Source organism: Vibrio sp. V04_P4A5T148 (assembly GCF_963875605.1).
GTDB classification, from domain to species: domain Bacteria; phylum Pseudomonadota; class Gammaproteobacteria; order Enterobacterales; family Vibrionaceae; genus Vibrio; species Vibrio anguillarum.
Genome location: NZ_CAWNMS010000017.1, coordinates 1 through 18842, shown reverse-complemented (window position 1 = coordinate 18842; position 18842 = coordinate 1). Strand labels below are relative to the sequence as shown.

The following is an 18842-nucleotide window of genomic DNA, read 5'->3' as shown; positions in this document are numbered from 1 at the left end:
AAAAGGGCCCATTACTGAGCCCTTTTCCATTCGTTACGAAGTTAGAGTTTATTAATAAACCGGCTCTCAACTTCTATCGTGAATTGGTTACTGTCCGTGAGTATAAACTGAATCGTCGCTATAGGAGAGCTGAGTTTGTCAGGAGCGACGCCAAGGCTGGTTGGTAGGTTCAATACCTCTCCTGGTTTGACTTGAATGGTTTGTTTACCATACCAAGAGACGTCCGATAGTCCTTTCACGTCAAGCTTATACTCTTGCGTTTGCTGAGTTTTGTTGATGACTTTCAAGGTGTAAGTGTTCTCAATTTCACCATTGCTGTTGGTTTTAAATAGCTGGTTTCTATCACGCAATACACTTAAGCCGACCGGATCAACGCTGGCTACTTGAGCGATGAATAAGCCAAACATCACCAGCAGTACCGTGCCATAACCGAGCAATTTAGGCCTGAGTATTTTGGTGTGGTGGCCGGAGAGGCGGTGCTCCGTGGTATAGCTGATGAGCCCTTTTTCATAGCCCATACGTTCCATCGTGGTATCGCACGAATCAATACAAGCGCCGCAGTTAATGCATTCGTACTGCAAGCCATCACGAATATCGATGCCAGTCGGACACACTTGTACGCACAAATCACAATCAATGCAGTCACCTAAACCGAGTGCTTTGTGATCGGCTTTACGAGCGCGTGGCCCGCGAGTTTCACCGCGTTTGCTGTCATAGCCAACAATAAAGGTATCTTTGTCAAACATCGCAGACTGAAAGCGAGCATAAGGACACATATGGATGCAGACGATCGAACGCATCCAGCCTGCATTTCCGTAAGTACAAAGGGTGAAAAAGAGTACCCAGAAGACGGGCCAGAAACTTTCATCGAGTGTGAAAAAGTTCACCACGAGTTCGCGTACCGGGACGAAATAGCCGACAAAAGTAAAACCAGTACCGAGTGCAATCGCCAGCCAAGCAATGTGTTTGATGGCTTTTCTTATAGCAAGATTAGCTGTGAGTTTTCCTGAGTCCTGCTTGCGGCGTTTATTGGCGGCGCCTTCGAGTTTTTCTTCAAACCAAATGTAGATAAATGTCCACACAGTTTGCGGGCACAGATAGCCACACCAGACACGGCCAAGAAAAGTGGTAATAAAAAACAGGCCGAATGCCGCAATCATAAACAACAGGGCCAGTAGAGTTAGGTCTTGTGGGTAAAGTGTGGTGCCGAAAAAGTTAAATTGCTGGTGGCCGATGTCGAGCAAAATCGCTTGGCGATCACCATAAGAGATCCACGGTACTAAAGTAAAAAGCAGCAGTAAAAACCAGCCACCATAGCGGCGGAGTTGTTGATAAGTACCTTTACTTTCGCGCACATAAATACGGTTGCTAGGGTTAAAACGGTCACCGTTGCCTTTGTGAGTTTTGGGGTTGAATATTTTAGGAGTCACATCCTTTATATCGATTTTGTCCTGACTCATGAAATGATCCTTGTTGGGCTGTAAGGTGTGATTTCTTTTAGTTCACACTCTGCGACATTGCTGTTTTCTCTTTGGGTACAATACCAAGATGAGAAATTATCATTGTTCAATCTTTATTTATTAAGCGGCAAGTATAACGCCAATAACAATTTTATTTCTTTAACACTATCAACCTTTAACAATAAAGCCTCAACTCGTGAGGCTTATCGCTAATAATAAAAAAGCGACCTAATAAGGCCGCTATCTTGATCACTATCACAGGGGCTACATCATTTTATGATGCCACGCGCGCGTAAAATGGCTGTTTTAAAATCATCTTCCTGATCTTTCTTCAGGCCAGGAATCATTTCGTCTTTGGCGCTGTTGCGCATTTTTAGATGGTAGATCAATACATCATCCGTGAGTGCTTCTAAAGGTCCTTTATAACCCGCTTCTTGAGCCAGTTTGGTGATGAATTGCATTAAGTTGAGCTGCTGATCTTTTTGCCATTCAGGCGCAAGTAGTTCAATTAGCTCTTCAATTCGATGACATTGCATTCTCTTTTCCCCAATTTTTATAAGTATTTTGAGTAAAGGTATCAAATTGCGGATTGAAGTCCAATTGAGCGCAAAGAAAAAGCGCAGGGTTTAGCTGCGCTTTTTAATTATGCTGCCTGAACAACATTAGTTGTGCTCGATGCAGTAAGGGCATTTTTTTCAACTAAAGTCATTGCTGGAGCGACTTTTTTTGCAGTCGGAGCAGCAGCAAAACCACTACGACGACGCATTGCACTACGGTTTGTGTGCGAAAACCTGACAGCTGTTGGGCGCATTCATTAACCTAACGGTCAGGCACATCCATTGCCAATCTAATGGCCTGAATCACCATGAGTTGAGCTTCATAATTGAAGGGTGGCTCTTCTGGCTCTCGCCAATCCAAATAATGATTCAGGAATAACGATATGCTTTCATATCGTAGTTAGATTAGCACCAAGTTTTGAATTGATCGATAGTTGAACGATTGTTGAGATGAATATTCTTGCAAATAAAGCTTAAAATTGTGTGAGATGCTTGGTTGAGTTTGTCATCTGATCGGCATTGCATCGCGTTTTGTTAAATAGGAGGTACCTATGTCGTTTACAAAAAACTCGCGATTTATCGCTCTCCTTGATACCCGTTCGTTATGAAATCTTCATTTAGGCTTACAACTGTAAGCTGAGGTGTGCAATACTAAGCCTACATTTTGTTGCTTTTGGTATGGTGTTTATGTCTGCTGTTGACAATGACGGCTATGGTGCTGGTGAAGAACGGGCGAATGCACTGAGTCATGGTTTGGGGCTATTGCTTAGTTTTGTTGGTTTAGTCTTGCTGCTGATCAAGGCAACAAGTGCGCAGGCCGATGCATTGACTTATATCAGCATGAGTCTCTATGGTGGCAGCATGATAGCGTTATTCCTTGCTTCAACGCTGTATCACTCCGTTGCGACACCGAAAGCCAAACGCTGGCTAAAAACGTTCGACCACTGTGCCATTTATCTACTGATTGCCGGAAGTTACACTCCCTTTTTGTTGGTTAGCCTTCGCACTCCTTTGGCGATAGGTCTTATGGTGGTGATCTGGCTGCTGGCGCTGCTCGGTATCATCATGAAAATTGCCTTTGTCTATCGTTTTAAAAAGTTCTCACTAGTGACTTATTTGGCGATGGGGTGGTTATCCTTGGTTGTGATCTACCAACTGGCTCTCAATATCGAGGTCGGTGGTTTGGTGCTACTTGCTGTTGGTGGTTTGGTCTATTCGCTCGGGGTGATTTTTTATGTAGCGAAACGCATTCCCTATAACCATGCGATTTGGCATTTATTCGTGCTAGGTGGCAGTGCTTGTCACTTTTTTGCGGTTTACCTTTTTGTTCACCCAGTAAGTGCTTAACGCATTTCGACCCGCTCAATGTTGGCCGAAATTTGATAGCCTTGCTGGCGATCAACCTGAAGGGGAATCGGCTTTCCTTGCGCTTGAGTTTGTGGGCGTAAATAGCTATCAGCCATCCGTTTAATGGATTGCCAAATGGGTAACTGCTGAGTGAGCAGTGGTTGACCTTGCTCGTCATAAAGAATGATGCTGAGCACTACCGCAATGACAGATTGCGAGCTTTGATTGGTGATGGCTGTTGGGATAACGAGTGTATCTCCTTGGTAGTAAGCCGCGCCGAGTACCACTTCCACTCCAGAATCTGACAGTTGTAAAATCGGTTTTTCACTCCCCATCTCAAAGGTGGTTGCTCGGGCTTTTTGAGCAATAGGGGCCGCGTGAATGACGGTTTCCGGCGACATTGATTGCGGTTCAACATATTGCCATGTGAAATCATCATTGAGTTTCACCTGGCGGCCATCTTCTAAGGTCAGAACTTGCGCGCAAGATACGGCGCTTGCTGTCATGCTTAACAGCATCATTATCACAGGTATTGTCTTCATCTTAACGTCGCCAAAATGCAGGGAAAAACAGAACGATAATCGTCAAAATTTCTAAACGCCCCATCAACATCCCTAAGCTCAGAACCCACTTTGCTGCGTCAGGCAGTGGTGCGAAGTTGCCCGTTGGACCAATCACCGAGCCCATTCCGGGACCAACGTTGGCGACGGCGGTGATGGAACCTGAAATGCTGGTGACAGGGTCAAGCCCCATTGCACTGAGCGCGCCTGCGATAGCAATGACAGTGATGAAAAAGGTTAAACCAAAAGCGACGACTGAGCGGACAATATCATCATTAACCGGACGATGATTATAGCGCTGTACGAAGATGCCTGATGGATGGACCAACTTCATAATTTGTTTATTGAGCAGCGTCATCGCAATTTGGAAGCGGAACACTTTAATCCCACCAGAGGTTGAGCCGGAACAAGCTCCTGCTGCCATTAAGAAGATGAACAGCGTGCTTGGCAGTGCGCCCCAGGCGGTGAAATCTTCCAAACCAAAACCAGTAGTCGTGACCACTGAAACGATATTAAACATCGCCACTCGCAGAGCGTCCAACCAGTAGTAGCCTAGTTTGAGATTCAGCCACAACGCAATGATGAGACTGGCAATTAGGAAAAGATAAGCAAATCCGCGAACTTGTGCGTCTTTTATGATCACTTTGATATTTTGTTTTCGGGCCGCAGCGACAAACAGTAGAAAGGGCAAGCCCCCCAAAAACATAAACAGCGTTGCTACCCAATGTGCACCGTTTGAGAAGTGGTTCATCGAACCGTCGGAGGTGGAATATCCACCAGTCGACAAGGTGGTGAATGAGTGGTTGATCGCTTCAAAAAGCGTCATGCCAGTGAGGATGTAGCCAATCAAGCACAGTAAGGTCAGTACCAAATAGACCAGCACAATATTTTTCGCGACAGTTTTGGCGCGTGGGCTACTTTTATCGGACCAATCAGACGATTCGGTTTGGAACAATTTCATCCCACCCACATTGAGCATTGGTAATACCGCTACTGCCATTACGATAAACCCAACCCCACCAAGCCATTGCAGAATAGAACGCCACAACAAGATGCTGGGCGGCATATTATCAAGGCCACTGAGCACGGTTGAGCCTGTAGTGGTTAACCCTGACATGGTTTCAAAGTAGGCGTCGGTAAAGCTGATGTGGTTGATAAAGACGAAAGGGAGCGCCGCGAAAGCGCTGGCAACCGTCCACACTAAGCTGGTGATGAGAAACATATCGCGCACGCTGAGCTTAAAGTGCGCGGTACGCCCCAAGCTTAAGCAGATAAAGGCGACAATATGAGTGATGATGACCGCTTGAGCAAAATCAAGGAAGCCACCCGTACCGGTAAAAAAAGCAACCAGTGTCGGCACATACATAAATAGGGCGAGCTTAGACAGCACGAGTCCTATAACGAATGAAATGGGGCGTAAATTCAGCATGACGCCAATGACCTATAGGAAAAATGGGCTAGGTTGGAACAAGGCTTCCACATCGGGCACGTACTTTTTATCCACTAAGAACATCACCACGTGATCATCTTGCTCGATAATAGTGCGGTCATGGGCGATTAACACTTCTTCACCACGCACAATCGCGCCAATGGTTGTGCCCGGTGGCAGTTTAATATCACCCACTGCGCGTCCCACCACTTTAGAGGTGTTTTGGTCGCCATGTGCAATTGCTTCAATCGCTTCTGCCGCGCCACGGCGTAGCGAAGAGACGTTAACGATATCGGCACGACGTACGTGAGTCAGCAGTGCGGAAATGGTGGCTTGTTGGGGTGAAATCGCGACATCAATCACGCCGCCTTGTACGAGGTCGACATACGCGCCACGCTGGATAAGCACCATCACTTTTTTCGCACCCATACGCTTGGCGAGCATGGCGGACATGATGTTGGTTTCATCTTCGTTGGTGAGCGCAATAAATACATCGACTTGGTCGATGTTCTCTTCGGCTAGCAGCTCTTGGTCCGCCGCATCACCACAAAATACTATGGTGTTTTCTAACTCTTCCGATAACTGCTCTGCACGTGGGTAATTACGCTCAATCAGTTTAACGCTGTAGCTGTGCTCTAAACGTTTGGCTAAGCTTGCCCCAATGTTACCCCCGCCAACAATCATGATACGGCGATAGGTTTTTTCCAGCCGCTGTAGCTCACTCATGACCGAGCGAATATGATTACTGGCTGCCACGAAGAACACTTCATCGTCAGCTTCAATAATGGTGGTGCCTTGCGGGCGAATCGGCCGACCTTGGCGGAAAATGGCCGCGACGCGGGTATCAATGTGCGGCATGTGTTCACGCAGCGCTGAAAGAGCATTACCCACCAATGGCCCGCCGTAGTAAGCTTTCACAGCCACTAGGCTCACTTTCTCTTCGGCAAAACTCACTACTTGCAGTGCGCCGGGGTATTGGATCAACCGTTCAATATAGCTCGTCACTAGCTCTTCAGGAGCGATGAGGTGATCCACCGGGATCGCGCCTGACTGAAACAAAGTCTCTTTTTCAAGCAGATATTCAGGAGAACGAATACGCGCAATTCGGTTGGGCGTATTAAACAAAGAGAACGCCACCTGGCATGCCGCCATGTTGGTTTCGTCGGTATTGGTGACCGCAACCAGCATGTCCGCGTCCTGTGCGCCCGCTTCACGCAGTACATCAGGGTGGCTGGCGTGGCCATGAATCACCCGCAAATCGTACTTGTCTTGCAGCTCGCGCAAGCGGTCACTATTTTTGTCGACAATGGTGATGTCATTGTTCTCGCCGACCAAGTTTTCGGCCAGTGTGCCACCGACCTGACCTGCACCAAGAATAATGATTTTCATACTCTGTTCTCTTTCTACCTGCCGAATATCGGCCACTGAAAAGGCAGCAATAATGCTGCCAATGTGCGTCGAATTTACGCTTGTTTGGTTAATACTGCGTAGTAAAAACCGTCCATATCTTCTTCTCCGGGGAGTATCTGACGCCCCGGCTGCTCACGATCGGAACCCACTAATTGAGCGTTATGAGTTCGTTCTAAGAAGGCTTTGACCTGCAAGCTGTTTTCTTGTGGAGTGACTGAGCAGGTTGCGTAAACCATAGTGCCACCGACTTTTAATTGCTTCCACATTGCGTCCAGTATTTCGCTTTGTAATTGAGCCAATGCCTCAATATCGCTACCACGACGTAGCCATTTGATGTCTGGATGACGGCGAATAACCCCAGTGGCAGAGCAAGGTGCATCTAATAAAATTCGGTCAAACTGTTCGCCATGCCACCACTCTTCAGGGTAACGAGCATCACCGCAGATCACATCAGCGCGAAGTTGCAGGCGTTCTAAGTTGTCATAGACGCGTTCAAGGCGGGTTGCATCGCTGTCAATCGCAACCACTTCAGTATCGTGTGTGTGCTCTAGGATATGCGCGGTTTTACCCCCTGGGGCGGCGCAGCAATCTAAAATCAGCTCGCCTGCTTTAGGTTGAAGGTAGTCAATCGCTAACTGCGCAGCGGCATCTTGCACCGATACCCAACCACGATCAAAACCGGGTAAAAGCGTTACATCGCAAGGTGCAGCGAGTTTTATTGCGTCGGCGGCGTGAGAGTGCACGCTGCACTCGATATTTTCGCTAGCTAGTAGTGCAAGATATTCATCACGAGTGTGGTGCTGACGGTTGACGCGCAACCACATTGGCGCTTTTTGATTGTTCGCTTGCACAACCGTTTCCCACTGTTCTGGGTACGCTTGTTGTAACAGTTTAAGTAGCCAACTTGGGTGGCCATATTTGCCTGCGTTGTGGCTAACGGCGATAGCGTCCAGTGCTTCTTGATCGCGCAAGTAGCTGCGCAATACGGCGTTGATTAGTCCACCTAAATTTTCACCGCGCAATGTTTTGGTGCCTTCAACCGTCTCGGCTACTGCGGCGTGAGCGGGAATGCGCATAAAGCTCAATTGGTAGATACCAACTAAAATAAGATGGTGAAAAACCCGCTTTTTCCCTTTCAGTGGGTTGTCCATTAGCTCATTGGCAATTGATTCCAAACGAGGCAAATAACGCAAAGCCCCATAGCAGATCTCTTGCAACAGAGCGTGGTCTCTTGGGCGGATGGTTTTTTGCGCCGCAGGAAGTGCGTGAGAAAGTGAGTGGCCTTTATCAACCACTTGAAACAACACGTTAGCCGCAGCTGCGCGAACATTCATAGAAGTACCGACTTTAAATAAATGAAAATCAATGAGGGCATCTCTGCCCTCGTTAAGGTTTAGCTAAGTTGTGTACCGACTTCAAACCAGCTTGCGCGCGAATTGAGAATGTCTTGCACTGACATCGCTTTTTTGCCCGGCACCTGCAACTGCTCAAGCACCAGTAAGCCGTTGCCGGTTGCCACATAAATACCCGATTTATCGGCTTGAACAATCGTGCCTGCAGGGTGGTCGCTGGTTTGTGCTTCAACGCGACTTTGCCACACTTTAATGCTGTTCTCAGCCACATCAAAATGGCTCATTGGCCATGGATTGAAAGCGCGCACGCAGCGTTCAATAAAAGCAGCATCCGCTGACCAATCGATTTTGGCTTCTTCTTTGCTAAGTTTTTGTGCGTAGTTGGCCAATGTATCATCTTGTTGAGTGGCAATCGCTTTGCCACTGGCGATATCGGCGATGCATTCTACCAACGCTTGTGGGCCTAACTCGGCCAGTTTGTCATACATAGAAGCGCTGGTGTCTGTTGCCTCAATCGGCAGCTTAGCAATTTTGAGCATATCGCCCGTATCTAGGCCAACATCCATTTGCATGATGGTTACACCCGTTTCACTGTCTCCCGCCCAGATCGAGCGTTGGATCGGTGCGGCACCACGCCACCGTGGCAGAATGGAACCGTGTACGTTAATACAGCCAAGTCTTGGCATATCAAGTACGGCCTTCGGTAGCAGTAATCCGTAAGCGACCACTACCATTAAATCTGCGTTGAGATCGGCGAGCGCTTGCTTGGCTTCGTCGCTCTTAAAGTTCTCTGGTTGATACACAGCAATATCGTGCTCAACGGCCATCTGTTTCACTGGACTGGCGGTCAGTTTTTTACCGCGTCCTGCCGGGCTATCTGGTTTAGTGTACACCGCGATAACCTCATGCTCCGAAGACAACAACGCCGCCAAATGACGGGCGGCGAAGTCCGGAGTACCTGCAAACACAATGCGTAATGATTGGCTCAAGGTAACCTCACTTAAGTTAGTTTTTTTCGTTATAGCGTTTGATTTTCTCTAGCTTATCTCTAATACGCTTACGCTTTAATGGCGAAAGGTAATCCACAAACAATTTGCCTTGTAAGTGATCAAGCTCGTGTTGAACACAAATGGCTAAAAGGTCATCCGCTTCAAATGAGAATTCGTTGCCATCACGATCTAACGCTTTGACTGTGACTTCTGCTGCGCGAGGAACAAGGGCGCGTGAGCCCGGGACCGACAGACAGCCTTCTTCAATGCCATCTTCACCGCGTTTCTCTAAAATTTCAGGGTTAATCAGAACCATTGGCTGGTCGCGACTCTCTGAAATATCGATCACAACGATGCGTTGGTGAATATCGACTTGCGTTGCGGCAAGGCCGATACCGTCCTCGTCGTACATAGTCTCAATCATGTCATCGACGATTTTTTGGATCTCAGGTGTCACTTTCTCTACCGGTTTTGCCACGGTACGAAGACGATCATCTGGGAATGTTAATACTTGTAATACAGACATATACACTCGAAATATTGAACTGTGCCGAAACAGCTTAAAGCTTGTTGGCTCAATTCTAGACATTTTATGACCCAAATGACAGCATCCAAATGTTAATAATCTGATTCATCCTTACTTATTTCGGCCAAGGAACAGAGGTCATGTTACGATTTATTCGTTATTTAGTGTGTGTGTTTTTACCGTTGTCATTGGCCGTTAATGCGTTGGCGGCGGAGGATATGGCGCTCACCGTCAAAGCAAATGCCCCGCAGACATACACGGTCGTCAAAGGAGATACCTTGTGGGGTATTTCTGCGCTCTATCTTGATAACCCGTGGTTGTGGCCACGTTTATGGCAAATTAACCCAGAGATCGATAACCCGCATTTGATTTATCCCGGCGATAAGCTGACCTTAGTCTGGCGTAACGGACAGCCGGTGTTGAGTTTAAAACCTATGGTCAAGTTGAGTCCGAAAGTGCGTGTGCTTGAGAAAAAAGCGGTTCCGACGGTGCAAGAGGGATTAGTGTTGCCGTATCTGCATACGGATCGCTTACTGGATAAGCAAACATTACAAGAAAGCCAGCGTGTGCTCGGTGCCAGCGACGGTAAACAATACCTGACGGCGCAAGATACGCTCTACATAAGCGGGCAACAGACTCACCCCAAATGGGGTATTTATCGTGAAATCGCTGAGTTTTCTCGTCGTGATGCCGCCGCGAAAAATAAAACCATGGTTGCTTTGCGTTTGATTGCTACTGGTGAATTGGTCTCCGCTGATGAGGCTTTTAGCGGGCTAACCATCACCGCACAGCAACAAGAGATAAGAGTCAATGATATTGCCCTGCCTGAAGTGGGCGTCGAAACCTTAACGCTTTCAACTACTTTTTTCCCATCGCCATCGCGACTACAAGCTGAAACGCATATCCTAGGATCGTTGGAGGGTAGTGAGTATTCGGCGCAGAATCAGGTAGTTGTGATCGATAAAGGCCTTGCAGATCAACTGCGTCAAGGGACGATGTTTGATTTGATTCAAGCCGGTTCTAAAGTGTCTGGAAAAAAAGGACAGCACCAACAGAACCTTGATGAAACCCTGCAATTACCAAGCAGCTTGGTGGGCAGTTTGATGGTCATTCGACCTTATGAATATTTTAGCTTGGCTTTGATTACCGATAGCCTCGTGCCGATTGGTAAAAGTGTAATCGCGGTTTCGCCGCTCAAACCAGAGCTAACAATCGAGCTAAATGAACAAGCCGATACGGATTCGATGGTTAAGGATGATACTGCAAGCTGATGGAGCAGAACGAATTAGCGGCGTGGCTAGCATTCAGCTTTGTGCCAAAATTGGGTGGCAAGAAACTTTCTCGTCTTGCTAGCGTCGCTTCTCTTGCTCATTTAATTGACTATTCCGAGCGGGAGTTAGCCGCGTTGGGTCTAGTTCAAGATCAAATCCGTTATCTGCGCGAGACGGCCCCTCAAGAAGTTGAAGAATGTTTAAGTTGGCAGCAAGCTAATGAGTCTCATCACATCCTTACTCCATTTTGCGATGGTTACCCTTCGTTACTAAAAGAAATTGCTACCGCACCTCCGGTTTTATTTGTCAAAGGACGAATAACAGCACTCTCTGATCCGCAAATGGCGATCGTCGGCAGTCGTAATGCGAGCCCTGATGGCCAACGAGTTGCTCATCAGTTTGCGCGAGAATTTGTGCAACAGGGCTTACTTGTCACCAGTGGTTTGGCATTAGGTATTGATGGACATGCTCATGACGGTGCGTTGCAAGCGGGTGGTGAGACGATAGCCGTGCTCGGTTCGGGCCTTGAATCTATTTACCCAGCGCGACATAAAAAATTAGCACAACGGGTGATGGAAAGCGGAGCATTAGTCTCGGAATTTCGTCCCCAAGCCAAACCAAGACCGGATAACTTTCCGCGGCGAAATCGCATTATCAGCGGGTTAGCTGTTGGTGTTTTAGTGGTGGAAGCGGCGGAGAAAAGTGGTTCGTTGATCACGGCGCGCTATGCGGCTGAGCAAGGGCGAGATGTGTTTGTTATTCCGGGCTCCATTGCTAACCCAAATTGCCACGGTAGTAATCAACTTATTCGTTGTGGGGCGTGCTTGGTGCAAAACAGTGAACAAGTATTATCTGAAATCGGCACCTTAGTAGACTGGTCATTGCGCCAAAAGCAGCCTCAACCTGATTTATTTTCTGTACAGAGCGATCAGCAATTGCCATTTGCTGAACTGTTAGCTAACGTAGGAGTAGAGGCTACGCCTGTTGATATTCTTGCGAGCAGGACCCATATACCTGTCCATGAAGTCATGATGCAGCTTTTAGAACTTGAGCTTTCAGGTCATGTTGTTGCCGTTTCTGGCGGCTATATTCGTAAGGGGAAGGGTTAGCTATGATGATGGATATATTGATGTATCTATTTGAAACCTACGTCCATAGCGATGTAGATTTGCAAGTCGATCAAGATGAGCTTGAAGATGAATTGCTTCGAGCCGGTTTTCACCAGAAAGATATCTATAAGGCCCTGAATTGGTTAGAAGAGCTTGCGGCATTGCAACAAACCGATGCTCATTCAGCGATGGCAACCAGTGCTGCGACTTCGATGCGGATGTACACAGCACAAGAGATGGACAGGCTGGATCTTGAAAGCCGAGGTTTTTTATTGTTCCTTGAACAAGTGAAAGTATTAACTCCTGAAATTCGTGAAATGGTGATTGATCGAGTGATGGGTTTAGAAACCAATGAATTTGAATTGGATGACTTAAAGTGGATCATTTTGATGGTGCTATTTAATGTACCGGGAAATGAAAATGCTTACACGCTTATGGAAGAGCTGCTATACACCAAAGATCAAGGTATTTTGCATTGATTGCAGCCGTTCGTTTAGTTGAGCATTATGAGTCGTAAAACCGAGTCCCCCCTTTTTTCTGCGCATGGACAAGCGCTGCAGCATGAGCCTTGTCCGCAATGTGGTGGCCAATTACAGCTTCGTCGGGGTAAGCATGGGCTGTTTTTAGGCTGTAACCATTATCCCAATTGTGACTATATTAAGCCGCTGCAGCAAAATGATGGTCATATCGTTAAGGAGTTGGGTGTGCCATGCCCAGAGTGTGGCCATGAATTAGTGTTACGCCAAGGTCGTTATGGCATGTTTATCGGGTGTAGTCATTATCCGCATTGCCACCATATCCAAGATACAGATTCCCCTGCAGACAATGTTCCTCAGTCAAAACAGCTTTGTCCTGAATGTTTGAAAGGCCATTTAGTGGAGCGAAAAACGCGCCATGGTAAAACTTTTCATGCTTGCGATAATTACCCTAAATGCAAGTTTGCCGTTAATCAGCAACCTGTTGCCGGTAAATGCGAAAAATGTGGGTTTGAATTATTGATAGAGAAAAAACTCGCCAGTGGTATCAAGCTGCAATGTGCTGATCGAAAATGTGGTCATATTCAATCCGCCACAGAGTAAAGTGACGGCATATGAAAATGGCACATTGAACGTGCCATTTTTTATCCGTATTTATCGTCAATTAGGTTTGTTTTAGAGAGTCGGCTTGAGCGCTTGAACAAAATGGTGCAAGGCTGGATACGTTGTCGCATCAAGCACTTCAGCCAAGCGACAGAGCGTTCGTTGCAACTGCGCGTTGTAATCTGCACTGACATTAATATGGCCCATTTTGCGCCCAGCACGTTTCTCTTTGCCATACCAATGAATGTGGCAGCCTTCAATCGCCATCACGGCTTCTGGTAAATTGTCCTCACCCAAAATATTAATCATCGCGGTTGGGCGAAGTAACTTCGTGCTGCCTAAAGGTAAGCCACATACTGCGCGAAGGTGATTCTCAAATTGACAGGTTTCTGCGCCTTGCTGTGTCCAGTGACCAGAGTTATGGACTCGTGGTGCAATTTCATTCACCAACAATGTTCCCTGCACATCAAAAAACTCGAGCGCTAGCACACCGACATAATTGAGACGAGCGGCAACCGAGGTAAACATCGACAGTGCTTGCTCTTGCAAGGCAGGGTCATCTATCGCCGTTGATAAACTTAGTACACCGTTGATGTGCACATTTTCTGCCAGCGGGTAAACCGCGATGCTGCCATCTTTGGCACGCGCGCCGACTAACGAGACTTCACGATCAAAGGGGACAAACTGCTCTGCCACTATCGCTTGAGTCGGAGTGGCTTGGATACAGGCTTCCATTTCTGGCCAAATGAGCTCTGCTTGTGAAGCTTCTTTTAAACGCCATTGACCCTTTCCGTCATAGCCACCCAGTGCACTTTTTAGAACTATAGGTAGGCCGATGTTGGTTATCGCGGCATCTAAATCTTCACGAGTATTAATCACAAAGTATTGGCCATTTTTTGCGTTGGCTTCATCGAGTAGCGCTTTTTCAAGACGGCGATCGCCTCCGGCTTTAATGGCTTCGACGCTAGGAAGAAACTTACCACTTTGCTCACAAACAGTGAGGATTTCATGGGGAATATGCTCAAATTCAGCGGTAATGACATCCGCTTGTTTGATCGCATTGTCTAAACCATGACCAGTGATGTGTAATGTCAAAGGATGGACGATGTTACCGCTGCCCACATCAAAAGCGGAGATTTGAATGTTCAGCGGAGCGCCAGCCAGCGCCATCATGCGTGCCAGTTGCCCAGCGCCCAAGACTAAAACGTGCATAGTATCAATCCTCTGCAGGGTTAGGGTGGCTCAACACCGCTTCAGTTTGTGCTAAACGAAATGCTTCCACTTTTGCCATGACGGCCTCATCACTGGTGCCGATGATTTGCGCGGCAAGCAGCCCAGCATTGGCCGCGCCTGCTTCTCCAATAGCTAAGGTGCCCACCGCAATCCCTTTTGGCATTTGCACAATCGAGAGTAAAGAGTCCATCCCTTTGAGTGCCTTTGACTGAACGGGAACGCCAAGTACCGGCAAGCTAGTAAACGCTGCTGTCATGCCCGGCAGGTGTGCGGCTCCGCCTGCGCCAGCTATGATGACTTTAAGGCCGCGTTCTCTTGCGCTGGTGGCGTAATCGGCAAGAAGTTGAGGTGTGCGGTGAGCAGAGACAACTTTGGTTTCGTATGCCACACCAAATTGATCCAACATGTCAGCAGCTAGCTTCATTGTGGGCCAATCGGATTTTGAACCCATGATAATTCCGACTTTCATCTCAAACTCCTTAATACTTCTAAAAATGGGGTGAGCGGGATAATTTGCGCGCATTATACGAGTATTTTTTCCTTAGGAAAACGTTTGCGTCAGCTTAATTGTGCAATTGATACATTTTATAAACAAATAGCTTTAGCCAGTTTTCAACGAAGTTTGTACACTTAGCCGCACTGTATTAAAGAAACCGATGGACAGTTTTTGTGAATAACTTTGAACACACTTTGCAGGCTCTACGTGACGGTGAAGTAATTGCCTACCCAACGGAAGGCGTGTTTGGGGTTGGGTGTGACCCAGATAACCCGCAAGCCATTCAGAAGCTCTTAGCGCTCAAGCAGCGTCCTGTGGAAAAGGGGTTGATTTTAATTGCGGCCTCTTACGAACAATTGCTTCCTTATATTGATGAGAGCCAGTTGACATCAGAGCAGCTTGCACGAGTACATGCCACCTGGCCTGGCCCTGTAACATGGATAATGCCGACCAGTGATAAAGTCTCTACTTGGGTGAGTGGGCAATTTGATTCGATAGCCGTACGTGTGACAGATCATCCTTTAGTGCAAAAGCTATGCAATGCGTTTGGAAAACCATTAACCTCGACCAGTGCGAATTTAAGTGGTCTTGCACCTTGCCTGACAACGGAAGAAGTTGAATCGCAACTGGGTGAGCAACTGGTTGCGATTTTAGATGGTCAAACCGGTGGTCGAAATAAGCCCAGTGAAATTCGTGACGCGAAAACCTCACAAGTATTAAGACAGGGTTAACCCTGCTAAGGAAGCAAGCGATGCCAACCATTGATAAGCAAGCCGTCAAACAATTTTTGCTTGAGCTGCAAGATTCCATTTGCCAGCAACTTGAACAAGCGGATGGCCAAGCACTGTTTGAAGAAGATGCATGGCATCGCGAACCGAGTGAGCGTTTGGGAGGCGGTGGGCGAACTCGAGTGATGAAAGAAGGCCGTGTTTTTGAACAAGGCGGCGTGAATTTCTCGCATGTGCAAGGGCAGCAAATGCCCGCTTCAGCGACCGCGCATCGCCCTGAATTAGCTGGACGTCATTTTGAAGCGATGGGGGTTTCTTTGGTGATGCATCCAAACAATCCCTATGTTCCGACTTCTCATGCCAATGTTCGTTTCTTCATCGCTGAAAAAGAAGGCGAAGATCCTATCTGGTGGTTTGGCGGAGGATTTGACTTAACGCCTTTCTATCCGTTTGAAGAAGATGCTCAATCATGGCATGCCACAGCGAAAGCACTGTGTGTTCCTTTTGGTGAAAAAGTGTATGCCGAACATAAATCGTGGTGCGATGAGTATTTCTTCCTCCCTCATCGCAATGAAACGCGCGGTATTGGTGGCCTATTTTTCGATGATTTAAACGCTTGGGGATTTGAGCGCTGTTTTGCTTATATGCAAGCTGTCGGTAAAGGATACACCGCTGCGTATTTGCCGATTGTTGAACGTCGCCAAGCGATGGAGTACGGTGACAGAGAGCGCCAGTTTCAACTTTATCGCCGTGGTCGCTATGTAGAGTTCAACTTAGTGTATGATCGCGGCACATTGTTTGGTTTGCAAAGTGGCGGTCGAACGGAATCGATTTTAATGTCGATGCCGCCATTAGCTCGTTGGCAATATCGTTATCAAGCGGAAGAGGGCAGCGCAGAGGCGAAATTAAACACCTTCTTGCTGCCGAGGGAGTGGTGACAGCGGTACATTTTCAATGATAGGGGCGCCGAGGTGGCCCTGTTAATTATCGAGAGGCAAGGATATGGCTCAGCACATTGATCAATATGCAGTATTTGGTAATCCGATTGGGCACAGTAAGTCGCCGATGATCCACACACTTTTTGCACGGCAAACCAGTCAGGAAATGCACTATACCGCTCAACTCGCGGCTCTAGATGGCTTTAAACAAGCGGCTGAAACCTTTTTTGCCTCCGGTGGCCGAGGGTGCAACATTACCGTGCCTTTTAAAGAAGAAGCGTATCAGTTTGCGGATCGATTAACCGAGCGAGCTCAACTTGCAGGCGCGGTCAATACACTGAAAAAATTAGATGATGGCGAAATTATCGGTGATAACACCGATGGTGAAGGGCTGGTTCAAGATTTGCTTCAGTACCAAGTGCCACTACGAGACGCTTCTATTTTAGTGATTGGTGCTGGCGGCGCGGCGCGCGGCGTGATTAAGCCCTTACTCGATCAGCACCCTACAAGTCTTGTGATTACCAACCGTACCTTTGCAAAAGCCGAGCAGCTCGCCACGCTTTTTAGTCCCTTTGGCGCGGTAAAAGCAATCGCGTTGGAAGAGATTAATCAACATTTTGACCTCATCATTAACTCGACCTCGGCTAGTTTAGATGGTGAATTGCCAAATATCGCTCCGACGATCTTCAGTAAGAGCAGTGTGGCCTATGACATGATGTATGGCAAAGGATTAACAACATTCAATCAGTGGGCATTAAGTCATCATTGCGCTCATGCTTATGATGGTTTGGGGATGTTGGTTGGGCAAGCTGCGGAGAGCTTTATGCTATGGCGCGGACTCAGGCCGGGTTCTCGACAAATATTGAGAGAACTGAGAAAAAATCTAGAAGGCTAATCATGAACCAAGCGATTTTATTTCCTGACCGACAAACGTGGCACTCGGCAAGCCAAAGCGTACTTTTTCCTGCTCAACACGCGGGAGCTCTGCTCGAGTGTACGGTACACAAGTCAGTACTGAGCCATCTGTCTGGTGAAATGATTACTAACGGTGAGCAAGCTATTCAAGTTTTTGAACAATGGCGATTTGACCTTGAAGAGCTTGCTGAAAGCTTGATTGAAGATGAAGCGTTCAATTTAGATGGACAAATAGAGATTAAAGCTTAGTTAATGGCTTTCTTTGACACTCGTAAGATAGTCATTTTTGTTCTGCACATAGTTGTCGGAAGATTTAAGCAAAAAAGCTCGCTCTTTATCTGTTAGCGGGCGGATCTGTTTCACTGGGGATCCTACATAAAGATAGCCGCTGGCCAATACCTTGTTTGGTGGCACTAAACTGCCAGCTCCAACCATCACCTCCGATTCAACGACTACGCCATCGAGCACAATTGCTCCCATGCCAATTAAGACTCGATCATGGATTACGCAACCATGCAGCATCACTTTATGGCCAATTGTGACGTCATCGCCAATAATAAGTGGAAAACCATCCGGGTTTTCGGTGTTTTTATGAGTCACGTGCAGTACGCTGCCATCTTGAATGTTGCTACGTTGGCCAATGTGAATATGGTTTACATCGCCTCTGGCTGCAACCAATGGCCATATGCTGGAATCATCGCCTAAAACAATATCGCCAACCAACACTGAGCTACTATCTATATAGACGCGCTGTCCGATTTGTGGGGATATTCCTTTATAACTACGAATTGATGACATGCTCGTCTCCTTTAATAACTGACGCCATAAGATAAATTAAACAGAAATAGCGTCAAAACAACTCTTTTTGAATAAAAATTATCCCAACGAACAGAAAATCAAAAAAAAACAGCAAAAAGGGGTTGCCAACGTGACGGCGATCTCTATAATGCCGCCTCACTGACACGGCACAGCCAGTAAGGGTTCAAGCCCAACCAGCCAGCCAATCAGTAGGTCAAATCAGTAAGACGAAATAATTTAATAAAGTGTTTGACACTTTTCATTATCTCGCTAGAATGGCCGCCTCTTCAAAGGAAGCCTCGGCAACCCAGCGAAGAATGCTCTTTAACAATATAAACCTATCAATCTGTGTGGGCACTCGTTGATGATAATCAAAAAAGATTTATCAATGAACTGAGTGACCAATAAGAATCAAGTTTACTTGATTTTGGCACAGTCAATTCATTGTTGTTCTGTTGGAACAACAATAGCTTTAAAATTACTTTTTTACTTTCGAGTAAGAGCAGTTTTGAAGTCAGTATTCATTGAGCCGGTCTTAGGACCAACAAAACTTTAATTGAAGAGTTTGATCATGGCTCAGATTGAACGCTGGCGGCAGGCCTAACACATGCAAGTCGAGCGGCAGCACAGAGGAACTTGTTCCTT

General features: G+C 47.0%; 21 protein-coding genes and 1 rRNA gene. 10 read left to right on the top strand and 12 right to left on the bottom strand.

Features of this window, described 5'->3' with window-relative positions:
• Positions 1-41 precede the first annotated feature (41 nt).
• The 3 genes from ccoG to AACT18_RS01055 all read right to left on the bottom strand — a co-directional run bounded on the left by ccoG (position 42) and on the right by AACT18_RS01055 (position 2271).
• Positions 42-1460 (bottom strand): cytochrome c oxidase accessory protein CcoG, encoded by a 1419-nt coding sequence (gene ccoG, locus AACT18_RS01065; protein ID WP_094125645.1) that lies wholly within the window; start codon positions 1458-1460, stop codon positions 42-44.
• A gap of 269 nt (positions 1461-1729) precedes the next feature.
• Positions 1730-1996 (bottom strand): YihD family protein, encoded by a 267-nt coding sequence (locus AACT18_RS01060; RefSeq protein WP_029189868.1) that lies wholly within the window; start codon positions 1994-1996, stop codon positions 1730-1732.
• Positions 1997-2103: 107 nt separating this feature from the next.
• Positions 2104-2271 (bottom strand): hypothetical protein, encoded by a 168-nt coding sequence (locus AACT18_RS01055; protein WP_010319922.1) that lies wholly within the window; start codon positions 2269-2271, stop codon positions 2104-2106.
• 433 nt (positions 2272-2704) lie between these two features.
• Here AACT18_RS01055 and trhA point away from each other — a divergent pair, with 433 nt between their 5' ends.
• Positions 2705-3364 carry a PAQR family membrane homeostasis protein TrhA gene (trhA, locus tag AACT18_RS01050; RefSeq protein WP_088720688.1) on the top strand — a complete coding sequence of 220 codons (660 nt, stop codon included), beginning with the start codon at positions 2705-2707 and terminating at the stop codon, positions 3362-3364.
• Here trhA and AACT18_RS01045 read toward each other — a convergent pair.
• From AACT18_RS01045 to def, 6 genes are all read right to left on the bottom strand, one after another.
• The gene (locus tag AACT18_RS01045; protein ID WP_094125644.1) at positions 3361-3906 is read right to left on the bottom strand and encodes a DUF3157 family protein; all 546 of its coding nucleotides are present in this window, start codon (positions 3904-3906) and stop codon (positions 3361-3363) included. The genes trhA and AACT18_RS01045 overlap by 4 nt on opposite strands.
• A 1-nt stretch (position 3907) precedes the next feature.
• On the bottom strand, positions 3908-5353 hold the full coding sequence (locus tag AACT18_RS01040; protein WP_017043680.1) for a TrkH family potassium uptake protein: 1446 nt from the start codon (positions 5351-5353) through the stop codon (positions 3908-3910).
• Positions 5354-5365: 12 nt separating this feature from the next.
• Entirely contained in the window at positions 5366-6742 is a 1377-nt protein-coding gene (gene trkA, locus AACT18_RS01035; RefSeq protein ID WP_026027554.1) for a Trk system potassium transporter TrkA, read from the bottom strand.
• 74 nt (positions 6743-6816) lie between these two features.
• A complete protein-coding gene (rsmB, locus tag AACT18_RS01030; RefSeq protein ID WP_094125643.1) occupies positions 6817-8097 on the bottom strand; it encodes a 16S rRNA (cytosine(967)-C(5))-methyltransferase RsmB in 1281 nt (426 codons plus the stop codon).
• Positions 8098-8156: 59 nt separating this feature from the next.
• On the bottom strand, positions 8157-9104 hold the full coding sequence (fmt, locus tag AACT18_RS01025) for a methionyl-tRNA formyltransferase (protein WP_094125642.1): 948 nt from the start codon (positions 9102-9104) through the stop codon (positions 8157-8159).
• 16 nt (positions 9105-9120) lie between these two features.
• The gene (gene def / locus AACT18_RS01020) at positions 9121-9630 is read right to left on the bottom strand and encodes a peptide deformylase (protein ID WP_038148727.1); all 510 of its coding nucleotides are present in this window, start codon (positions 9628-9630) and stop codon (positions 9121-9123) included.
• A gap of 140 nt (positions 9631-9770) precedes the next feature.
• Between def and AACT18_RS01015 the strand changes: the two genes are divergently transcribed.
• From AACT18_RS01015 to AACT18_RS01000, 4 genes are read left to right on the top strand one after another with little or no spacing between them, the layout of a single operon-like run.
• Positions 9771-10901 (top strand): LysM peptidoglycan-binding domain-containing protein, encoded by a 1131-nt coding sequence (locus AACT18_RS01015; RefSeq protein ID WP_094125641.1) that lies wholly within the window; start codon positions 9771-9773, stop codon positions 10899-10901.
• Positions 10901-12010, top strand: coding sequence for a DNA-processing protein DprA (gene dprA, locus AACT18_RS01010; RefSeq protein ID WP_094125640.1), 1110 nt, complete (start codon positions 10901-10903; stop codon positions 12008-12010). Before AACT18_RS01015 ends, dprA begins: the two co-directional genes overlap by 1 nt.
• A gap of 2 nt (positions 12011-12012) precedes the next feature.
• Entirely contained in the window at positions 12013-12489 is a 477-nt protein-coding gene (locus AACT18_RS01005) for a DUF494 family protein (protein ID WP_013855530.1), read from the top strand.
• 27 nt (positions 12490-12516) lie between these two features.
• On the top strand, positions 12517-13089 hold the full coding sequence (locus AACT18_RS01000) for a DNA topoisomerase family protein (RefSeq protein WP_176428318.1): 573 nt from the start codon (positions 12517-12519) through the stop codon (positions 13087-13089).
• 72 nt (positions 13090-13161) lie between these two features.
• Here AACT18_RS01000 and AACT18_RS00995 read toward each other — a convergent pair whose 3' ends face one another.
• Positions 13162-14301 (bottom strand): 5-(carboxyamino)imidazole ribonucleotide synthase, encoded by a 1140-nt coding sequence (locus tag AACT18_RS00995; RefSeq protein WP_094125638.1) that lies wholly within the window; start codon positions 14299-14301, stop codon positions 13162-13164.
• A gap of 4 nt (positions 14302-14305) precedes the next feature.
• Positions 14306-14791, bottom strand: coding sequence for a 5-(carboxyamino)imidazole ribonucleotide mutase (gene purE, locus AACT18_RS00990; RefSeq protein WP_010319910.1), 486 nt, complete (start codon positions 14789-14791; stop codon positions 14306-14308).
• Between the two features lie 200 nt (positions 14792-14991).
• On the opposite strand from purE, the gene AACT18_RS00985 reads away from it, so the two are divergent.
• The 4 genes from AACT18_RS00985 (at position 14992) to AACT18_RS00970 (ending at position 17648) form a co-directional block, all read left to right on the top strand.
• Positions 14992-15549, top strand: coding sequence for an L-threonylcarbamoyladenylate synthase (locus tag AACT18_RS00985; protein WP_017043689.1), 558 nt, complete (start codon positions 14992-14994; stop codon positions 15547-15549).
• 20 nt (positions 15550-15569) lie between these two features.
• A complete protein-coding gene (gene hemF / locus AACT18_RS00980) occupies positions 15570-16484 on the top strand; it encodes an oxygen-dependent coproporphyrinogen oxidase (protein WP_010319908.1) in 915 nt (304 codons plus the stop codon).
• 64 nt (positions 16485-16548) lie between these two features.
• Positions 16549-17379, top strand: coding sequence for a shikimate dehydrogenase (aroE, locus tag AACT18_RS00975; RefSeq protein ID WP_064624069.1), 831 nt, complete (start codon positions 16549-16551; stop codon positions 17377-17379).
• A gap of 2 nt (positions 17380-17381) precedes the next feature.
• The gene (locus AACT18_RS00970; protein ID WP_010319906.1) at positions 17382-17648 is read left to right on the top strand and encodes a DUF1488 family protein; all 267 of its coding nucleotides are present in this window, start codon (positions 17382-17384) and stop codon (positions 17646-17648) included.
• Here AACT18_RS00970 and AACT18_RS00965 read toward each other — a convergent pair whose 3' ends face one another.
• Positions 17649-18197, bottom strand: coding sequence for a gamma carbonic anhydrase family protein (locus AACT18_RS00965; protein WP_069212092.1), 549 nt, complete (start codon positions 18195-18197; stop codon positions 17649-17651).
• Positions 18198-18750: 553 nt separating this feature from the next.
• Here AACT18_RS00965 and AACT18_RS00960 point away from each other — a divergent pair.
• Positions 18751-18842, top strand: a 16S ribosomal RNA gene (locus tag AACT18_RS00960); the annotation flags it as partial.